The sequence below is a fragment of the Cryobacterium sp. Y62 genome (genome assembly GCF_002929785.1).
In the GTDB taxonomy this organism is placed as follows: Bacteria; Actinomycetota; Actinomycetes; order Actinomycetales; family Microbacteriaceae; genus Cryobacterium.
Map to the genome: position 1 here is coordinate 65129 of NZ_PJJK01000114.1, position 17464 is coordinate 82592.

The 17464-nt window shown below is 64.6% G+C and carries 19 protein-coding genes; 13 read left to right on the forward strand and 6 right to left on the reverse strand.

Going from position 1 to position 17464, the window contains the following annotated elements:
- Positions 1-99 precede the first annotated feature (99 nt).
- The gene (coaA, locus tag CXY71_RS13880; protein WP_199184311.1) at positions 100-1056 is read right to left on the reverse strand and encodes a type I pantothenate kinase; all 957 of its coding nucleotides are present in this window, start codon (positions 1054-1056) and stop codon (positions 100-102) included.
- Positions 1057-1090: 34 nt separating this feature from the next.
- Between coaA and glmS the strand changes: the two genes are divergently transcribed.
- From glmS to CXY71_RS13925, 9 genes are all read left to right on the forward strand, one after another.
- A complete protein-coding gene (gene glmS, locus CXY71_RS13885; protein ID WP_104136403.1) occupies positions 1091-2941 on the forward strand; it encodes a glutamine--fructose-6-phosphate transaminase (isomerizing) in 1851 nt (616 codons plus the stop codon).
- A 6-nt stretch (positions 2942-2947) separates the two neighbouring features.
- Positions 2948-3301, forward strand: coding sequence for a holo-ACP synthase (locus CXY71_RS13890; protein WP_104136406.1), 354 nt, complete (start codon positions 2948-2950; stop codon positions 3299-3301).
- Positions 3301-4422 carry an alanine racemase gene (gene alr / locus CXY71_RS13895; protein ID WP_104136408.1) on the forward strand — a complete coding sequence of 374 codons (1122 nt, stop codon included), beginning with the start codon at positions 3301-3303 and terminating at the stop codon, positions 4420-4422. Before CXY71_RS13890 ends, alr begins: the two co-directional genes overlap by 1 nt.
- Positions 4415-4939, forward strand: coding sequence for a tRNA (adenosine(37)-N6)-threonylcarbamoyltransferase complex ATPase subunit type 1 TsaE (gene tsaE, locus CXY71_RS13900; RefSeq protein ID WP_104136411.1), 525 nt, complete (start codon positions 4415-4417; stop codon positions 4937-4939). The genes alr and tsaE overlap by 8 nt, the downstream gene beginning before the upstream one ends.
- Positions 4940-5035: 96 nt before the next feature.
- Positions 5036-5671 carry a tRNA (adenosine(37)-N6)-threonylcarbamoyltransferase complex dimerization subunit type 1 TsaB gene (gene tsaB, locus CXY71_RS13905; protein WP_104136420.1) on the forward strand — a complete coding sequence of 212 codons (636 nt, stop codon included), beginning with the start codon at positions 5036-5038 and terminating at the stop codon, positions 5669-5671.
- Entirely contained in the window at positions 5668-6204 is a 537-nt protein-coding gene (gene rimI / locus CXY71_RS13910) for a ribosomal protein S18-alanine N-acetyltransferase (RefSeq protein WP_104136423.1), read from the forward strand. Before tsaB ends, rimI begins: the two co-directional genes overlap by 4 nt.
- Before the next feature lie 5 nt (positions 6205-6209).
- Positions 6210-7280, forward strand: a complete 1071-nt coding sequence (gene tsaD / locus CXY71_RS13915; protein WP_104136556.1) for a tRNA (adenosine(37)-N6)-threonylcarbamoyltransferase complex transferase subunit TsaD — start codon at positions 6210-6212, stop codon at positions 7278-7280.
- 82 nt (positions 7281-7362) lie between these two features.
- Positions 7363-7812 (forward strand): DUF4190 domain-containing protein, encoded by a 450-nt coding sequence (locus CXY71_RS13920; protein WP_104136425.1) that lies wholly within the window; start codon positions 7363-7365, stop codon positions 7810-7812.
- Between the two features lie 52 nt (positions 7813-7864).
- Positions 7865-8260 (forward strand): hypothetical protein, encoded by a 396-nt coding sequence (locus tag CXY71_RS13925; RefSeq protein ID WP_104136427.1) that lies wholly within the window; start codon positions 7865-7867, stop codon positions 8258-8260.
- Positions 8261-8268: 8 nt separating this feature from the next.
- Here CXY71_RS13925 and CXY71_RS13930 read toward each other — a convergent pair whose 3' ends face one another.
- Positions 8269-9474: a class I SAM-dependent methyltransferase gene (locus CXY71_RS13930; protein WP_104136430.1), complete on the reverse strand. Its 1206-nt coding sequence runs from the start codon at positions 9472-9474 to the stop codon at positions 8269-8271.
- A gap of 124 nt (positions 9475-9598) precedes the next feature.
- Here CXY71_RS13930 and groES point away from each other — a divergent pair, with 124 nt between their 5' ends.
- From groES to CXY71_RS13950, 4 genes are all read left to right on the forward strand, one after another.
- On the forward strand, positions 9599-9895 hold the full coding sequence (gene groES / locus CXY71_RS13935) for a co-chaperone GroES (RefSeq protein ID WP_092107311.1): 297 nt from the start codon (positions 9599-9601) through the stop codon (positions 9893-9895).
- Positions 9896-9983: 88 nt separating this feature from the next.
- Complete coding sequence (gene rarD / locus CXY71_RS13940; RefSeq protein ID WP_104136432.1) at positions 9984-10928, forward strand: EamA family transporter RarD; 945 nt, start codon at positions 9984-9986, stop codon at positions 10926-10928.
- A gap of 72 nt (positions 10929-11000) precedes the next feature.
- On the forward strand, positions 11001-11708 hold the full coding sequence (locus tag CXY71_RS13945) for a hypothetical protein (RefSeq protein ID WP_104136435.1): 708 nt from the start codon (positions 11001-11003) through the stop codon (positions 11706-11708).
- Between the two features lie 128 nt (positions 11709-11836).
- Positions 11837-13138 (forward strand): ABC transporter substrate-binding protein, encoded by a 1302-nt coding sequence (locus CXY71_RS13950; RefSeq protein ID WP_104136437.1) that lies wholly within the window; start codon positions 11837-11839, stop codon positions 13136-13138.
- Positions 13139-13423: 285 nt separating this feature from the next.
- On the opposite strand, the gene CXY71_RS13955 is transcribed toward CXY71_RS13950, so the two are convergent.
- The 4 genes from CXY71_RS13955 to CXY71_RS13970 are packed head-to-tail and all read right to left on the reverse strand — an operon-like array spanning position 13424 to position 17372.
- Positions 13424-14191: an ABC transporter ATP-binding protein gene (locus tag CXY71_RS13955; protein ID WP_104136439.1), complete on the reverse strand. Its 768-nt coding sequence runs from the start codon at positions 14189-14191 to the stop codon at positions 13424-13426.
- Positions 14178-15068: an ABC transporter ATP-binding protein gene (locus tag CXY71_RS13960; protein ID WP_233198296.1), complete on the reverse strand. Its 891-nt coding sequence runs from the start codon at positions 15066-15068 to the stop codon at positions 14178-14180. The genes CXY71_RS13955 and CXY71_RS13960 overlap by 14 nt, the downstream gene beginning before the upstream one ends.
- A gap of 49 nt (positions 15069-15117) precedes the next feature.
- Complete coding sequence (locus tag CXY71_RS13965) at positions 15118-16098, reverse strand: branched-chain amino acid ABC transporter permease (RefSeq protein WP_104136444.1); 981 nt, start codon at positions 16096-16098, stop codon at positions 15118-15120.
- 8 nt (positions 16099-16106) lie between these two features.
- The gene (locus CXY71_RS13970; protein WP_104136447.1) at positions 16107-17372 is read right to left on the reverse strand and encodes a branched-chain amino acid ABC transporter permease; all 1266 of its coding nucleotides are present in this window, start codon (positions 17370-17372) and stop codon (positions 16107-16109) included.
- Positions 17373-17464 lie beyond the last annotated feature (92 nt).

Below are 17464 nucleotides of genomic sequence, written 5' to 3' on the forward strand. Positions count from 1 at the left end.
GGTGCACCGGGTCCGGACCCCGAAACCAAGCCCATGCTCTATCGGGGGCACCGTTTCCAGGCCCGCTCTCCGGTCGCAGCGGACCGGAGATTTGTAGGGTCAGACCTTGCGCAGGAGCACCTTCGAGACGGCGTGCGTGGGGTCCTTTCGCAGCACGAGTGTCGCCCGCGACCGGGTTGGGCGAATGTTCTGCAGCAGGTTGGGCTCGTTGATGCTGGTCCAGATGCTGCGCGCCTTGGCGCGGGCCTCGTCCTCCGTTAGAGCGGCGTAACGGTGAAAGAACGAGTTCGGGTTCGCGAACGCGCCGCGTTGCAGCTTGAGAAAGCGTTCCTCATACCAGCGGGCGATGTCCTGGGTGCGGGCATCCACATAGACCGTGAAGTCGAACAGGTCGCTCACTGCGAGGCCGTGGCCCGGCCCGGGCGGCTGCAACACGTTGAGGCCCTCTACGATGAGAATGTCCGGCTGGCGCACAACGATCTGCGCGTCGGGCACGATGTCGTAGCTCAGGTGCGAATAAAACGGCGACCGCACCTCGGGGGCACCGCTCTTGACCGCGCTCACGAAGCGCAGCAGGGCCCGTCGATCGTAAGACTCGGGAAATCCCTTGCGTTCCATCAGCCCACGGCGAGAAAGCTCGGCGTTAGGAAACAGAAAACCGTCGGTCGTGACGAGCTCGACCCGGGGGGTGTCGTCCCAGCGGGCCAGCATCTCCCGCAGCAAACGCGCGGTGGTCGACTTGCCGACCGCGACCGAACCGGCTACACCGATCACAAACGGAGTAGGGCGGGCGTGCTGACTGAGGAACCCGCTCGTTGCCCGATGCAGTTTGCGCGCGTTCGCCGCGTAGAGATTGAGCAGCCTACTTAGCGGAAGGTAGACATCCGACACCTCGTTGATATCGAGCGGCTCGCCGAGGCCTCGCAACTGCACAATCTCGGTCTCCTTGAGCGGCAGCAGCGTGGTCGGCGCGAGAGCCGCCCAGTCGGCTCGGTCAAGCTCCACGAAGGGGGTACCGTGGCCGTTCATTACAGGGGCCAGCACCGGATCGGACATTCCACCAAGCTTAGTCCGGCTAAAATCGACTTCCATGTGCGGAATCGTAGGTTATGTCGGAAGCAACAAGACCGTAGACGTACTCATGGGAGGGCTTGGACGACTCGAGTATCGCGGCTATGACTCCGCGGGTATCGCAGTGATTGACGAGTTCGGGGTACTCAACACGGCCAAGAAAGCCGGCAAGCTCGTAGCCCTCACCAACGAGCTCAAAGCCCACCCGATCAACGACGGCAGGACCGGCATCGGTCACACCCGCTGGGCTACCCACGGTGGCCCCAACGACGAAAACGCGCACCCGCACCTCGGCGACAACAACAAGCTCGCCCTCATCCACAACGGCATCATCGAGAACTTTGCCGAGCTGCGGGGCGAACTGCTCGCTGAGGGCTTCACCTTTTTGAGTGAAACTGACACCGAGGTGGCCGCTGTGCTGCTCGGCCGCGAATACCGGCGCGTCGGCGACCTGGCCGAGGCTTTTCGCACCGTCGTCGCCCGCCTCGACGGCGCGTTCACGCTGCTGGCCGTGCACCAGGACCAGCCCGGCGTTGTAGTCGGCGCCCGTCGCAACTCCCCGCTCGTCATCGGCCTCGGCGACGGTGAAAACTTTCTCGGCTCCGATGTGGCCGCGTTCGTCGAATACACCCGCCGCGCCGTCGCAATTGGCCAGGACCAGATCGTCACCATCACAGCGGATGCCGTCACCGTCACCGATTTCGACGGTCACCCGGTCGAAACCGAGGAGTTCGACGTGGCCTGGGACGCCTCGGCGTCGGAGAAGGGCGGCTGGTCGAGTTTCATGGCCAAGGAAGTTTCTGAGCAGCCGGATGCCGTCGCCAACACCCTGCGCGGTCGCATCATCGACGGGCACGTTGCCGTTCCCGAACTGACGGCATTCGGCGATGACGTGCTCGCCGGCATTCGTCGGATCGTCATCATCGCCTGCGGAACCGCCGCCTACGCCGGCCAGGTCGCAAAGTACGCCATCGAAAAGTGGGCGCAGGTTCCCGTTGACGTCGAGCTCAGCCACGAGTTCCGCTATCGCGACCCGGTGCTCAGCGACGACACCCTGGTGGTTTCGATCAGCCAGTCCGGTGAGACCATGGACACGCTCATGGCCGTCAAGTACGCCATGTCGCTCGGTGCCAAGGCGATCTCGATCTGCAACACCCAGGGCGCGACCATCCCGCGCGAGAGCGACGCCGTTATTTACACCCACGCCGGCCCTGAGGTTGCCGTGGCCTCGACCAAGGCCTTCGTCGCGCAGATCACCGCGCTCTACCTGTTCGCGCTCCACCTGGCCCGAGTGCGCGGCAGTCTCACCGAGGCCGAGCAGGCCGTGCAGGTTGCCGAGCTGCAGGCGATTCCGGCGAAAATCGAGACCGTTCTGAAGGTTGAAGACGAGGTACGCCAGTTGGCTCGTTGGATGAGCGACACTCGTGCTGTGCTGTTCCTCGGGCGCCACGTCGGTTTTCCGATCGCGCTCGAGGGTGCGCTCAAGCTCAAGGAGCTCGCCTACATTCACGCCGAAGGCTTCGCCGCCGGTGAGCTCAAGCATGGTCCGATCGCGTTGATCGAGCCCGGCCAGCCGGTGTTCGTCGTGGTACCGAGCCCGCGCGGCTCCGCGCACCTGCACCCCAAGGTCGTCTCCAACATTCAGGAGATCCGCGCCCGCGGTGCCCGCATCATCGCCATCGCCGAGGTCGGCGACGCCGCCGTTCTGCCGTTCGCCGACACCGTCATTCGCATTCCACTCGCGGCGCCGCTGTTCGAGCCGCTGCTGGCCGTGGTGCCGCTGCAAATGTTCGCCATGGAACTCGCCACTGCCAAGGGCCTCGACGTCGACCAGCCGCGAAACCTCGCGAAATCTGTCACGGTCGAATAGCCCGCAGTGATCAAGGGCATCGGGGTCGACGTGGTCGATCTGGCGCGGTTCACCCGCCAGGTCGAGCGCACGCCGGGCCTGGTACCGCGCTTGTTCGCTGAGAGCGAACGCAGACTGCCGGCGCATTCGCTCGCCGCGCGTTTCGCCGCCAAGGAAGCCCTGATCAAGGCCCTCGGCGACAGCGCTGGGGCCACCTGGCAAGAGATGGAAATCGTGAACGACCCGCACGGCAACCCCGAATTCAAGCTCAGCGGGGCCGCCCGCCAAGCCCTGACAGATCGCGGAATCAGCCGGGTGCACGTCACCATGACGCACGACGCCGGCGTGGCTTGCGCTTTCGTCGTCGCCGAGGGGGAGTGATGAGCGGGTTTCGCGAGGCCGTGATCGATCTCGCCGCGATCCGCAGCAATATGACGCACCTACGCGAGCTGGTCGGCACCCCGCACGCCATGGCCGTGGTGAAGGCCAACGCCTACGGCCACGGCGCCGTCCCGGTTGCCCGTGCCGCCCTCGCCGGTGGTGCCGACTGGCTCGGCGTGGCCGACATCGACGAAGCCCTGCAACTGCGTGACGCCGGAATCGACGCGCCGATCCTGGCCTGGCTGCACGATCCAGACGCCGATTTCAGCGCCGCCATCGACGATGACGTCACCCTCGGCCTCTCATCAGCGCTCCAACTGCAACGGGCAGCGGATGCAGCCAAGGAACTCGGCCAGAGCGCATCCGTTCATCTCAAACTCGAGACCGGGCTCAGCCGCAACGGTGTGCACGAAAGCGACTGGGCCGAGGTGTTCGCGCTGGCCGTGGCCCTTGAGCAGGTCGGGCTGCTGCGCGTCGACGGCGTGATGAGCCACCTCGCCAACGCCTCAGCTATCGATGACCAGCAGGCGCTGGAGTGTTTCGAGCGTGGTGTCGCCGCCGCTCGCGCCGCCGGGTTGACCCCGACGCTCGTGCACCTCGCCTCCTCCGAGGCCGCGCTGCGGCTGCCAGCCGCGCGTTTCTCGATGGTTCGCCTGGGTATCACCCTGTACGGGTTGTCGCCGTTTGAGGATGCGACCTCGGCCGACCTCGGGCTCGTGCCGGCCATGACCCTGCGCGGCCGGGTGGCCCTGGTGCGCCGGGTGAGCGCGGGTGCCGGTGTCTCTTACGACTATCTCTGGCGGGCGCCGGAGGACTCCACGCTCGTGCTCGTGCCGCTCGGTTACGCCGACGGAATTCCGCGGCAGGCCTCCGGCAATGCGCTCGTGCAGATTCAGGGCACGACCTACCCGCTGGTCGGGCGGGTGGCGATGGACCAGTTCGTGGTCAATCTCGGAGCTGGCAACCCGGGCGTGGCCGTCGGCGACACGGTCGTGCTGTTCGGCGACCCGAGCACCGGAGCGCCGAGCGCGACCGACTGGGCCGACGCCGCCGGCACGATCAACTACGAGATCGTCACCCGCATCGGACACCGGGTACCCCGGCGGCACATCCATGGCTGAGCGCACGCGCACCATCCCCGATGCCGCCGCCATGCACCGCTTCGGCATCGGCCTTGCGGATACGCTGCGGGCCGGCGACCTGATCGTGCTCACCGGGCCACTAGGCGCGGGCAAGACCACCCTCACTCGCGGCCTCGGCGAGGGATTGCAGGTGCGCGGCGCCGTCACCAGCCCGACCTTTGTGCTCGCGCGCACGCATCCGAGCCTCGTCGGCGGGCCACCGTTCGTGCACGTCGACGCCTACCGTCTGAACAGCGCCATGGAGCTCGACGACCTCGACATCGACTTCGCCCACTCCATCGTGGTCGTCGAATGGGGTCGCGGCCTGCTCGACGGCATCACCGAGTCCTGGCTCGACATTGAAATCGAGCGACCGCAGGGCCGATCCGAGGCCATCAGCGAAGCGGATGCCGTGGCATCCGTTCTCGATCTGGATCACGATCTTGACGAACCACGCACGGTCCGGTTGATCGGTCACGGGCCACGCTGGGCAGATGCGACCGACTTTGCGGCGTGAAAGTTTCGTTCAGCCGTCGTGCGCTTTATGACCGGGTTGCGCCCGCGCAGCGACTCGCGCGCGAAGTGCTTGCCGCATCAAAGCTAGGCTGAACGGGTGCTACTCGCCATCGATACCTCTGCCGGCACGAGCGTCGCCGTGGTCGACCTCGAGCGCGGGATCATCGCCGAGCGCGGCGAGCCAGACACCATGCGCCACGCTGAAATCGTCGGCCCGTTCATTCTCGACTGCCTCCGCGAGGCGAAGGTCACCTCGGCTGATCTCTCCGGTGTGGTCGGCGGCATGGGCCCGGGCCCGTTCACCGGCCTGCGCGTCGGCATCGCCTCGGCGCGCGTGTTCGCCCTCGGCGCCGGCAAGCCGCTCGTGCCCGTGATCAGCCACGACGCCATCGCCTACGGCCATTACCGCCGCGGCCACACCGGCCCGCTCGTCGTCGTCACCGACGCTCGCCGCCGCGAAATCTACTGGAGTGCCTACAGCGAAGCGGATGCCGTCGGCCTACCTGTGCGCGTCGGCCCACCAGGACTCGCCAAACCGGCCGAGCTCGACGCGCCGAACTGGCAGCACGCGGGTTGGCCGCGCCTCGACGCCGCCACGGTGCCGGCCGGGGAACTCGGCCTGGTCGCCGAACTCAGCTACGCCCATCGGCGCCCGCTTGCCGCCAATGAACCGCTCTACCTGCGCTCACCCGACGTCACGCTCTCCGCCGGACCCAAGCGGGTCAGCCGATGACCTGGCAGCTGCGCCGTGCGCACAAGGCCGACCTTGCGGCGATCATGCACCTCGAGACCAGCATTTTCGAGAACGATGCCTGGTCGCCACCGATGATGGCCCAAGATCTCGGCGACCCGGCCTGCTACTACCTGGTCGCCTTTTCGCCGGACGACCCGAGCAGCATTGAGGCCTACGCCGGGCTGCTCGCCCCACCGGGAGCTACCGAGGGCGACATCCAGACCATGGCCGTCACCGACTCGGCCCGCGGTCACGGCCTCGGACGCACCCTGATGCAGGCCCTCATCTCCGAGGCCCGCAAACGCGGTGCACGTCTGGTGTTTCTCGAAGTGCGCGCCGACAACCCCGGCGCCCAGCGCCTCTACGATCGGCTCGGGTTCGTGGAGGTCGGCGTGCGCCGCGGCTACTACCAGCCCGACAACGTCGACGCCATCGTCATGCGCCTGAATATTCCAGAATTGGAATCTATGCTCACCGCCCCAGAACCAGCCGTGCCTGCCAGTACCGTACCCGCATCCGCGAAGAATCCGTGACGACCATGAACCGCACCGAACCGCTCGTGCTCGGCATCGAGACCTCCTGTGACGAGACCGGCATCGGCATCGTGCGCGGAACCAGCCTGCTTTCCAACACCATCGCGAGCTCGATGGACGAACACGCCCGCTACGGCGGTGTCGTGCCCGAAATTGCCGCTCGAGCCCACCTCGATGAGCTCGTACCGGCCATCGACGCGGCTGTCGCCGAGGCTGGCATCCGCTTGAGCGATCTCGATGCCATCGCCGTCACCTGCGGCCCAGGGCTCTCCGGAGCCCTCATGGTCGGGGTCGGCGCCGCCAAGGCGCTCGCCGTCGCCCTCGACAAACCGATTTATGCGGTCAACCACCTCGTCGGCCACGTCGGTGCCGACCTACTGCGCGGCCCTACCAGCACCAACGACACCGAGCCGCTCGAGTACCCGACGATCGCGCTGCTCGTCTCGGGCGGGCACACCTCGTTGCTGCTCGTGCGCGACCTGGTCAGCGACGTCGAGCTCCTCGGTGAGACCATCGACGACGCCGCCGGGGAAGCTTTCGACAAGGTCGCCCGGTTGCTCGGCCTGCCCTACCCCGGCGGGCCGCAGATCGACCGGGTCGCTTTCGACGGCAACCCGAAGGCCATCCGCTTTCCGCGCGGACTCAGTCAGCCCAAGGACATGGCCGCGCACCGCTACGACTTCTCCTTTTCCGGCCTCAAGACTTCGGTCGCCCGCTTCGTCGAACAGCGTCAGGACGCCGGCGAGCCCGTGCCGACGGCCGATGTCGCGGCGAGTTTTCGGGAGGCGGTGGTCGACATTTTGCTCACCAAGGCTCTCGCCGCGTGCGCCGACCACGACGTGCCGCGGCTGCTGCTCGGCGGCGGCGTCATCGCCAACGCTCGACTGCGCCAGGTTGCCACCGAGAGAACGGATGCTGCCGGCGTCGTCCTGCGCATCCCGCCGCTCTCGCTCTGCACCGACAATGGCGCCATGATCGCCGCCCTCGGCGCGCAACTCATCATGGCCGGGCATGAGCCCTCGACCCTTGAATTCGGCGCCGATTCCACCCTGCCGGTCGGTCAGATTCAGGTTTGAGTAGCGCCACAGTCGCCGGGCACCCGCTAACGGGATAATCTGGCAGGGCGACCACCGAACGAAATTATGAAGGAGACCGCAGATGTCTGATCCCACCCAGCCTCCCGTCGAACCGACGAACAATGGCCCGACGAACTCAAACCCGGCCGATGCGAGTGCGCCCCCAACCGCGCCCGCCGATTCGAGTTATCCGGCGCCGGGCATACAGCCTCCCGCCTACGGCCAAGCTCCCGCCTACGGCCAGGCTCCCGCTTACGGCCAGAATCCCTACGGTCAGCAGAACCCGCAGGACAAGTACAACGTTCTGTCGATTATCTCCCTCGTTACGTCGATCCTCGCGATCTCGATCGTGGGCATCATCACTGGCCACATCGCCCTGAGCCAGATTAAGAAGACCGGCGAAAAGGGCCACGGCCTCGCCCTCGGTGGTCTGATTGTCGGCTACCTCGGCTTCGTCGTGGGGATCTTCATCCTCATCGGCTCGATCGCACTGCTCATCGCTGCCGCCAACGTCGGTGTGAGCCAGCCCTAACAGACTCACCCCGCGAAACGGTCGCTGGCCGGTTCGCAGCACGAGGACAGCAATGAGTACACCGCACCAGGATTCCGACACGCATCGGGACTACACCCGTGCCCCCGCGCCCCCGGGTAGCCAGCTCAGCTGGGAATCGACCGTCACTGCCCCCACCGAGTTCGTGCCGTACACCTACACCGAAGCAGAGGTGGCGCGCATCACTGGCCGTCGCCGCCTCTCCGTCGCCTCCGTCGTCTGCGGTCTCGTCGGGCTCGCGCTCGGCGTGCTCGGCGTGCTCGGCCTGCCGATCGCGCTCATCGCGCTTGTTCTCGCCCTGATCGCGCGCACTACCGAGCATCGGGCGCGAGCCCTCTGGGGCAGCGGCCTCGCGAGCGGCATTGTCGGGGTTCTGCTCGCGGTCGGCTGGCTCGTCTACATTAGCCACACGGTACTGCCCCTGCTATAGCCCAATCGCTAGCGCACACGCTCCACGAGCAGCGCGACGCGATGCCCGGCCACCCGGGTCAAGATCAGCGTCGCGACTTCCGGCCCCTTGAGCTTCAACCGAGTGCGCAGCGTCGCGGGATCAACGTCGACACCGCGCTTCTTGATCTCGAGCGTTCCGATGCGCCGCTCAAGCAGTGCCAGTCGCAGCTTCTTCTCGTCGAACGACAGCGTCTCGAGCACCCGAAAGGCGCTCGCGAACGGCGTCGGCACCAAAAGGTCGCTGGTCAGGTAGGCGATTCCCTCGCTCAGCATGCTGGCCTCCATCGAGCGGGCCAGGTCGCCGATCAGTCGCGCCCGAATGACCGCGCCGTCGGGTTCGTAGACGTAGTGGCCGAGCTCGCCCACCGGTACGTCTTCACTGTCGGCGCCAGCGGTCAGTTCCTGTACGCCATCCCGGGTCAAAAGCAGCGCCGAACGACGGATGCCCGGGCGCGCGAGAGCGCCGAACCACAGTCCCATCTCCACCAGCTGGCCGTCCACCGACACCCACTGGGCCTCCGCATCGACCGGAATCTGGTCGCGATCATGGCCGGGACCGAGCTTCATACCGAGCGGTTTCGTCGTCGCCAGCAGGTAGGCGAAGTCGAGCGAGGGGGAGTAGTCCTCGGAACGGGTCAGCCGCTTGGTGTTGCTGTGCCCGCTCGTGCGCCGGGCCGGGTCGAGCCAGACCGCGTCGAAATCGGCCAGGTCAACGTTCTCCGCATCGGCCTGTAACGCGGAAGCATTGGGGAACGGTGCCAGGTTGAAGCTCGCGACCGTCGCCGTGACCTCGTCGGCGTCGACGGCCACGACCGGCAGGTCCATCGCGGCGAGGGCCATCGCGTCGCCGCCGATGCCACAGCCGAGGTCCGCGACCCTCGGTGCGCGGCCGAGCGCTGCCGACAGTCCGGCGAATCGCCCGGCGTGCAGTGCTGCGACCCGTAACCGGGTCGCCTGCTCAAGACCGGCCTCGGTGAACAGCATCCGCTCGGCAAATTCTCCGAACTTGGTTACGGCCTTCGCCCGCAGTCGCGACTGGCTCAACACGGCCGACACGAGCCCGGGGGCATGCCCGGCCTTGCGCAGCTCGCTCACGAGCTTCAACACATCACCGTTTGCATCGTAGGGCGACAGGGAATCCAGCAGCCGTAAACTCGCGGGGGAAAGCAGCTCAACGAGCTCGGTTCGATCCATTCTGCAACGGTATCAAACGGCCTGATCTGGCACTCACGTTGCGCGAGTGCCAGCATCCCCTCTAAACTTCACTTGGCACTCTCGCTGTGAGTCTGCTAACCCAAGTCTTAGAAAGAGGTCAACCGTGTCGGTCTCCATCAAGCCGCTCGAGGATCGCATCGTCATCAAGCAGGTCGACGCAGAGCAGACCACCGCATCAGGTCTGGTCATTCCTGACACCGCAAAGGAAAAGCCCCAGGAGGGCGAAGTTGTTGCAGTCGGCCCCGGCCGCATTGACGACAACGGCAACCGCGTTCCCCTCGACATCGCCGTCGGCGACAAGGTCATCTACTCCAAGTACGGCGGAACCGAGGTCAAGTTCGGTGGCGATGACCTTCTGGTTCTCTCCGCTCGCGACGTGCTCGCTGTGGTCGTTCGCTAAGTAGGTTTCTTCACTACCTAGGTTTTAGACTGAAACTCCCGGATGGCTTCGCCATTCGGGAGTTTTTGTGCCTCCAGGGAGAATATTTATGAAGGATGCCGCTGCACGGGCCGACTCGACGGCTCGCGCGACCCACCGCACCGGTCTCATCTTCGGCGGCCTCGCATACGGCCTCTGGGGCCTGCTGCCCCTCTATTTTCTGCTGCTTATCCCCTCCGGCGCCTTCGAAATCGTAGCCTGGCGAGTTCTGTTTTCTCTCGTTTTCTGCGCCCTGATCATTACCGTCACCCGAACCTGGACCGTACTCGGGCATGCCCTGCGGCAGCCGCGCCTGGTCTGGACCATGGGCCTGGCCGGTGCGTTCATCTTCATCAACTGGCAGACCTACGTGATCGCCGCGACCACTGGGCACGTCGTTGAAGCGGCCCTTGGTTACTTCATCAACCCGATCGTCACCGTGCTGCTGGGCGTCTTCGTGCTGCGCGAACGGTTGCGCCGCTTGCAATGGGTGGCCATCGGCATCAGTTTTCTCGCCGTGATCGTGCTCGCGGTCGGCTACGGCTCACTGCCTTGGATCTCGCTCATTCTCGCGTTCTCCTTCGGGTTCTACGGGCTGATCAAGAAGCGGGTCGGCCCCAACGTCGATGCCGTCACCGGCCTCACCCTCGAAACGGCCTGGCTGGCCCCGGTCGCCATCATCCAGCTTCTGGTCGTCTCCAGCATGTCCGGCCTCACCTTTGGAACCGTGTCACCTTGGCACACGGTGGGACTGCTCGCGGCCGGGGTCATCACCGCTGTTCCCCTGCTGCTCTTCGCCGCAGCCGCCCGGCGCTTGCCGCTGACGGTGCTCGGGCTCATTCAATTCGTCGCGCCGGTCATTCAATTTCTCGTCGGTGTGGTCATTCTGAACGAGGCGATGCCGCTCGAACGCTGGGCCGGATTTGCCCTGGTCTGGGTCGCCTTGATCATCCTGATGATCGATATGGTCACCTCCGGCCTCGCGCCGCGCCGCAGCTCGCTTGAGCCGGCCTAGCGCCCGCACACCCGTTCGGCCAGCCGATACGCTGAACCGATACGTCACCCAGCTCGTACCAAAGGATTGTAGATGCCCCGTCGCACGCTCACCGTCGTCGTTCTGCTCGGCGCTCTGGCCCTCACCGGCTGCACCAGCACACCGCCAGCCACGCCGAGCACCACCCCGACCCCGGTCGTCACGGCTGCTCCGAGCGGTGACGGAACGCTGAGCATCGGCACCCTTTTCCCCACCACCGGCGACAGTGCCGCGAGCGGTGCAGCTCAGGTGGCCGGCACCGAGCTTGCCCTGCGTGACATCCTGGCCGAGCAGGCGACGCCGACGCAGCCGATCCAACTCGTGCATCGCAACTCGGCCGGTGACCTCGCCGCCGCCTACGCCGACCTCGCCGCCCGCGGCGTTGACCTGGTCTTGTGGGACGCGACGACGGCGCTGCCAGCGGATGCCGCAGCATCCGTTGGCAGCGCCATTCTCGTCGCCCTGAGCGACTTCGCCAACGGGGGAACCCCGCTCGCTGCTGATGAGGCGTTCACCGCGCGGCTGAAGACCGCCGACCCTGGACTGAACTCTACCGCTGGCGCTGCGGAGGCCTACGACGGCCTGATCACGGCTGCCCTGGCCGCTGTGATCACCGGGGACGACGGCGGCGCATCACTCGATGCCGGCTGGCCGCAGGTGATTTCGGGAACGGCCGTCTGCCTCTCCTGGGGCGAATGCGTGTACGCGCTGGGTCAGGAGCAAATCATTGATTATCAGGGTGTGACCGGTCGCCGTTCGTAACGATTTGGTCGCTTTACCCGGTTGTGACACGCACGGGTAGGTTTCCGTGCGCTTGATTGCCTAATCTGTCACCACGGCAGTCAATCGGCTGACCAGATTCACCTCTTTTATACCTATCAAGGAGCAACATGAGCGTATTCGCGAAGGCCTCAGCCTCCCGCTCCGTTCGTACCCTCGTTACCGGTGTCGCGCTCGTTGGCGTGAGCGCACTTCTGCTCACCGGCTGCAGCAATGGCGCTGCCACTGAGTCCAATAATTCTGCTGCGCCGTCGGCGGATGCCGCAGACTTCAATACTGTTGAGGCTGGTGACCGCGACCTGACCTTGAAGATCGGTACGGTCCTTCCGCAGAGTGGTGGACTGGCGTTCCTCGGCCCGCCTGAAGAAGCCGGAGTTCAGCTCGCCGTGAACGACATCAACGAAGCCGACCTTGGCATCAACGTTGAAGCAATCTTCCGCGACTCGGGCGACACTACGACCGACACCGCTACCGTATCGGTGACCGACCTCCTCTCGCAGGACGTCACGGCCATCGTCGGTGCGGCTTCCTCTGGCGTCTCCAAAACCGTGATCGACCAGATCACCGGCGCCGGCGTCGTACAGTTCTCACCGGCCAACACCTCGCCGGACTTCTCGACCTACGCCGACAACGGTTTGTACTGGCGCACCGCGCCTTCTGACCTGCTGCAGGGTGACGTGCTCGGTACCCAGATCGCCGATGACGGCAACGCCACCCTCGGACTCATCGTGCTCAACGATGCCTACGGTACCGGCCTGGCGAAGGCCGTTCGTGAGTCGTTTGAAGCCGCCGGGGGAGAAATCGTTGCCGAGTCGCTCTTCAACGAGGGCGAGTCCAACTTCGCCTCGCAGATTGCCGAGGTCACCGCTGAGGCGCCCGACGCCATCGCTCTGATCACCTTCGACCAGTCCAAGGTCATCGTGCCCGACCTCGTCGCCGGTGGTTTCGCTGGTGACAAGCTCTACTTCGTTGACGGCAATCTGAAGGACTATAGCGCCGACTTCCCAGCCGATCTCATCACCGGTTCCAAGGGCACCCTGCCTGGCCTGGACACAGCTACCCTTGGTGATTTCACTGAGCGCCTGCTCGAGGTCGACTCGTCGCTGACCGACTACAGCTATGCGGCCGAGTCCTACGACGCCGTCATGCTCATCGCGCTCGCCGCGTACGCGGGTAACGACGTCGCGGGCGAGTCGATTGCCAGCTACCTGCGACAGATCTCAGGCGGAACCGGCGACGGCACCACCGTCACCGACTTCGCCGCGGCGGCCGAGGCGTTGGCCGCGGGGGAGCAGATCGACTTCGACGGTTTCTCCGGTCCCATCACGTTCGACGAGAATGGCGATCCGACCGAGGCAACCATCGGACTGTACGAATACAACTCCGACAACACCTACTCCCGTATCAACTAGTCACACCAGTTCTTTCAAAAGGGTTCCGGCTACGGCCGGAGCCCTTTTGCGTGTCCGTTTAGTGCGCTGGTCGAAATTTCGACAGGCTCAATTCGGCGGGAGCGAGCTGGGTGAGCGGCTCGAGCCCTGGCGCGCGGGTCTCGAGCCGCGGGCAAAAAGCGTGCCCACTCCTCGACCGGCGGGGGTTCTCGGTGTGCGGGCTACGAACATCCGTAGCCCGCACACCGAAGCGGCGCCCGAGACTGTCTCGAACGCCGCTGCTGGCTGGTGTGGGGAGTTTCGCTGCTAATCCTGCCCGAGGGTGCCGAGGTACAAACCGATCACCTTGGGGTCGTTCAAAAGCTCACGTCCGGTGCCGGTGTAGGCATCGCGGCCCTGGTCGAGCACATAGCCGCGGTCGCAGATCTGTAGGCAGCGGCGGGCGTTCTGCTCGACCATGATCGTGGTCACTCCGGCCTTATTGATCTCCTTCACTCGCAGAAAGGCTTCGTCCTGGCGTACAGGGGAAAGCCCGGCGCTCGGCTCGTCCAGGAGCAGCACGTGCGGTCCCATCATAAGAGCGCGGCTCATAGCGACCATTTGCCGTTCGCCGCCCGAGAGCGACCCAGCGCGTTGAGACATCCGCTTACCGAGCTCGGGAAAGATCTCGGTGACGAATTCGAGCCGCTCGACCAGTCCCTTGGGCTTCAGAAAAATACCCATCTCGAGGTTTTCACGAATGGTCAGCGTAGGAAAAACATTGTTGTTTTGCGGTACAAAACCGACACCTTGCGCGACCAGCTTGTTGGCCTTGAGGTTGGTGATGTTGTTGCCGCGGAGCATAATTTCGCCCTCGCGCACCTTGACCAGGCCAAAGATCGACTTGAGTAGCGTGGACTTGCCGGCACCGTTCGGGCCGATGATGCCGATCAGTTCGCCGTCGTAGGCGGTGAGCGAGCAGGAGTTGAGAATGTTCACTCCGGTCACATACCCGGCCGTGACATTCTTGACTTCGACGACCGCTTCCCGGGTCTCGGCCAGTGCCGGCGGGGCCAGCGGATTAGCGTTCGTCATCGAGCAACTCCTTTATGGCTGACACGTTCTCGGCTTCGGCGCTCTGGTCTTCGCCGAGGTCCTCGTCGTGGTGCTGTCCGAGATAGGCGTCAATCACGGCTGGGTTTCTCATGACCTCGTGCGGGTCGCCCTCGGCGACCACGTGGCCCTCGGCCATCACGATGACCCAGTCGGCTATGTGCCGCACCATGTGCATATCGTGTTCCACGAACAGAACGGTCATGCCCTCGGACTTGAGGTTCAAAATATGGTCTAGCAGCGATTGCGTCAGCGCCGGGTTGACCCCGGCCATCGGCTCATCGAGCATCACCAGGGTCGGGTCGCTCATCAGTGCCCGCGCCATTTCGAGCAGCTTGCGCTGCCCGCCGGAGAGACTCGCCGCGTAGTCGTCCTTCTTGGTATCGAGCTTGAACCGGGTGAGCAGGTCGAGTGCTTTGGCCCGGTTCTCTTCTTCCTGGTTTCGCCAGAGAAACGGCATCAGGGCGCGGAACATGTTCTCGCCGGTCTGGCCCTTGGCACCGAGCAGCATGTTGTCCATGACGGTCAGCAGCCCTAGGGCCTTGGTGAGCTGGAATGTGCGAATCTGGCCCATGCGGGCGACCCGGTAGGCGGGAACTCCGGCGAGGGAACGGCCGTCAAAGGTCCACTTGCCGGCGTCGGGCTTGTCGAAACCGGTCAGCAGGTTGAACAGGGTGGTCTTGCCGGCACCGTTGGGGCCGATCAGAGCGGTAATGGCGCCGCGCGGAACTTCGACGTGGTCGACATCGACCGCGGTCAAGCCGCCGAAGGTGCGACGCACGCCGTCGGCGATGAGAATCGGGTCGACCTTGCGGCAACCCGGTTCGGCCTCGCCGATGTGCAGGCCGGTCGTCTTGATCGGCTTCTGGGTCGGAACGGGCGGCTCGAGCGGAGCAGCCGACACAGCGTTATCGGACAAAAGCCAACTCCTTCTTATTGCCGAAGATGCCTTGCGGTCTAAAGATCACGATCAACATAATCGCCACTCCCACCAGGATGAAGCGCAGCTGCCCGCCCTGAATCGATGTCATGAACGGCAGCCAGCCAGCCTCAACGGCCCGGGCGATGAAGCCGGAGAAGAACGATAGCAGCACCCAGAAGATCATTGAACCGATGATCGGGCCGAGCACCGTTGCAGCACCGCCGAGCAGCAGAATGGCGTAGATGAAAAAGGTCAGCGTTGTCTGATAGTTCGACGGCACGACCGCTCGCGGCAGGGCGAAGATCATGCCGGCGATGGTGCCGAGCACGCCACCGAAAATGAGCGACTGCATTTTGTAGGCGTAGACATTCTTGCCGAGCGCACGCACGGCGTCTTCGTCTTCGCGGATGCCCTTGATCACTCGGCCCCACGGGCTGCGCATGATCTGCCAGACGAACAGCGCCGCGAGAATCACGATCGACCAGGCGACGATGCGCAGCCAGGTGTCGTAGGCGTTGTTCTCAAACGGACCGAACCCGTAGCTTCCCTCGGCGAGCGGGTTCAGCGCCGCGAACTCGTTCTTGTAACCGCTCAGGCCGTTGGCCGAACCGGTCACAGAGGCGAAGGTGTTCGTCGTGAACAGCAGCCGCACAATCTCGGCAGCGGCAATCGTGACAATCGCGAGGTAGTCAGCGCGTAATCGCAGCGTGGGAATACCCAAAATCAAGGCGAAAATAACGGATGCTCCCACCCCCACCAAAAAGGCACCCCAGACTGGAAAACCGAAGGTCAGGATGGAAATGGCGTAGCCATAGGCGCCGAGGGCCATGAAGCCGGCTTGGCCGAAGTTCAGCAGGCCGGTGTAGCCGAAGTGCACAGCGAGCCCGAGGGCGGCGAGTGCGTAAGCGGCAGTGGTCGGGCTAATCAGCTCGACGGCTGCGTTGCCAAAGATTGCTCCCCAGTCCATGTGAACCCCTAACCAATTCTCTCTTTACGACCCAGAATGCCTTGCGGGCGAAACAGCAAGACCAGGATCAGAACGACAAGTGCGCCGACATACTTCATGTCGGACGGAATCCACAACGTCGACAGCTCGACGAAGAGGCCGACAACAATTGATCCGATGAGGGCTCCGAAGGCGGTTCCGAGGCCACCCAGTGTGACGGCGGCAAAAACCAGCAGCAGCATCTGGAATCCCATATCCCAGCTGACCCCCGGGCGGAAGTACGCCCAGAGCACCCCGCTGAGTCCGGCGAGGGCCGCTCCGACCACCCAGACGATGCGGATCACTCCATCGACGTCAATCCCGCTCGCCGAGGCGAGGCTGGGATTGTCCGAAACGGCGCGGGTGGCCTTGCCAATACGAGTGCGCAGCAGGAAATAGGCCACGCCGAGCAGAACCACGATGCTGATGCCCATGCTGGCCATGTCGATCGGTGACAACGAGATCGGACCGAACTTGAGGTCGGTCATTCCCGCTCCGGGAAGCTGGCTCGTGCTGCCGCCGAAGAAGTACTGGTAGAGGTAGCGCAGCGCGAGCGACAGGCCGATGCTCACGATCATGAGGGGGATCACTGCGACGCCCTTGCGGCGCAGTGGTTTCCAGATGACCGCATCGAGGCCGTAGCCGAGGCATCCGCTCAACACGATGGTGATCAGAATGGCGAGCCAGATCGGCAGGCCGAAGGAGACCGAGAACACCAGGGTCATCAGTGCGCCGAACGTGATCATCTCGGCGTGGGCGAAGTTGCTCAAACCCGTGGTGCCGAAAATCAGCGACACGCCAATTGCCGCGAGGGCGAGTAACAGGCCAAAGTTCAGGCCGTTGACGAACCGGTTGACGAACTGGTCGAAGAAACTTACCGTGTTGCGGACGCCTTCACCCAGGAAGAAGTTGACCGAGCGACGGTCGGTCAACCCGAAGTCAGCTTCGAGCACATTGCCGCCCTTAGTGACGACGACACCCTTCGGAAGGGTGTCTTCGTCGAGGGTTACCTCGTAGGTACTTTTTTCGGGAACTCCGATGGCCCACCGGCCATCGGCATCCGTCACTGTGTCGGCCTCGTAACCATTGCCGGACACGGAGATCGCGACGCCGTCCTGGGCTTCCCCGTTGAACTGCACGTTGCCGGAGATCGTGAAATCGAACTCGGTGCCGACCTCGTCGGCGTGCGCGCTGCCCCCCGAGAAGGTGGCCATGGTGAGAGCTGCGAGAAGGGTCACAAACAGGATCACGAGCATCCTGGGAACGTATCTCTGAGCCGTAGGTGTGGGCTGCACGGGACCTCCATGTTGGTGCCGACCGATGGGTAACCGGGCGGGCGCCGGGTGAC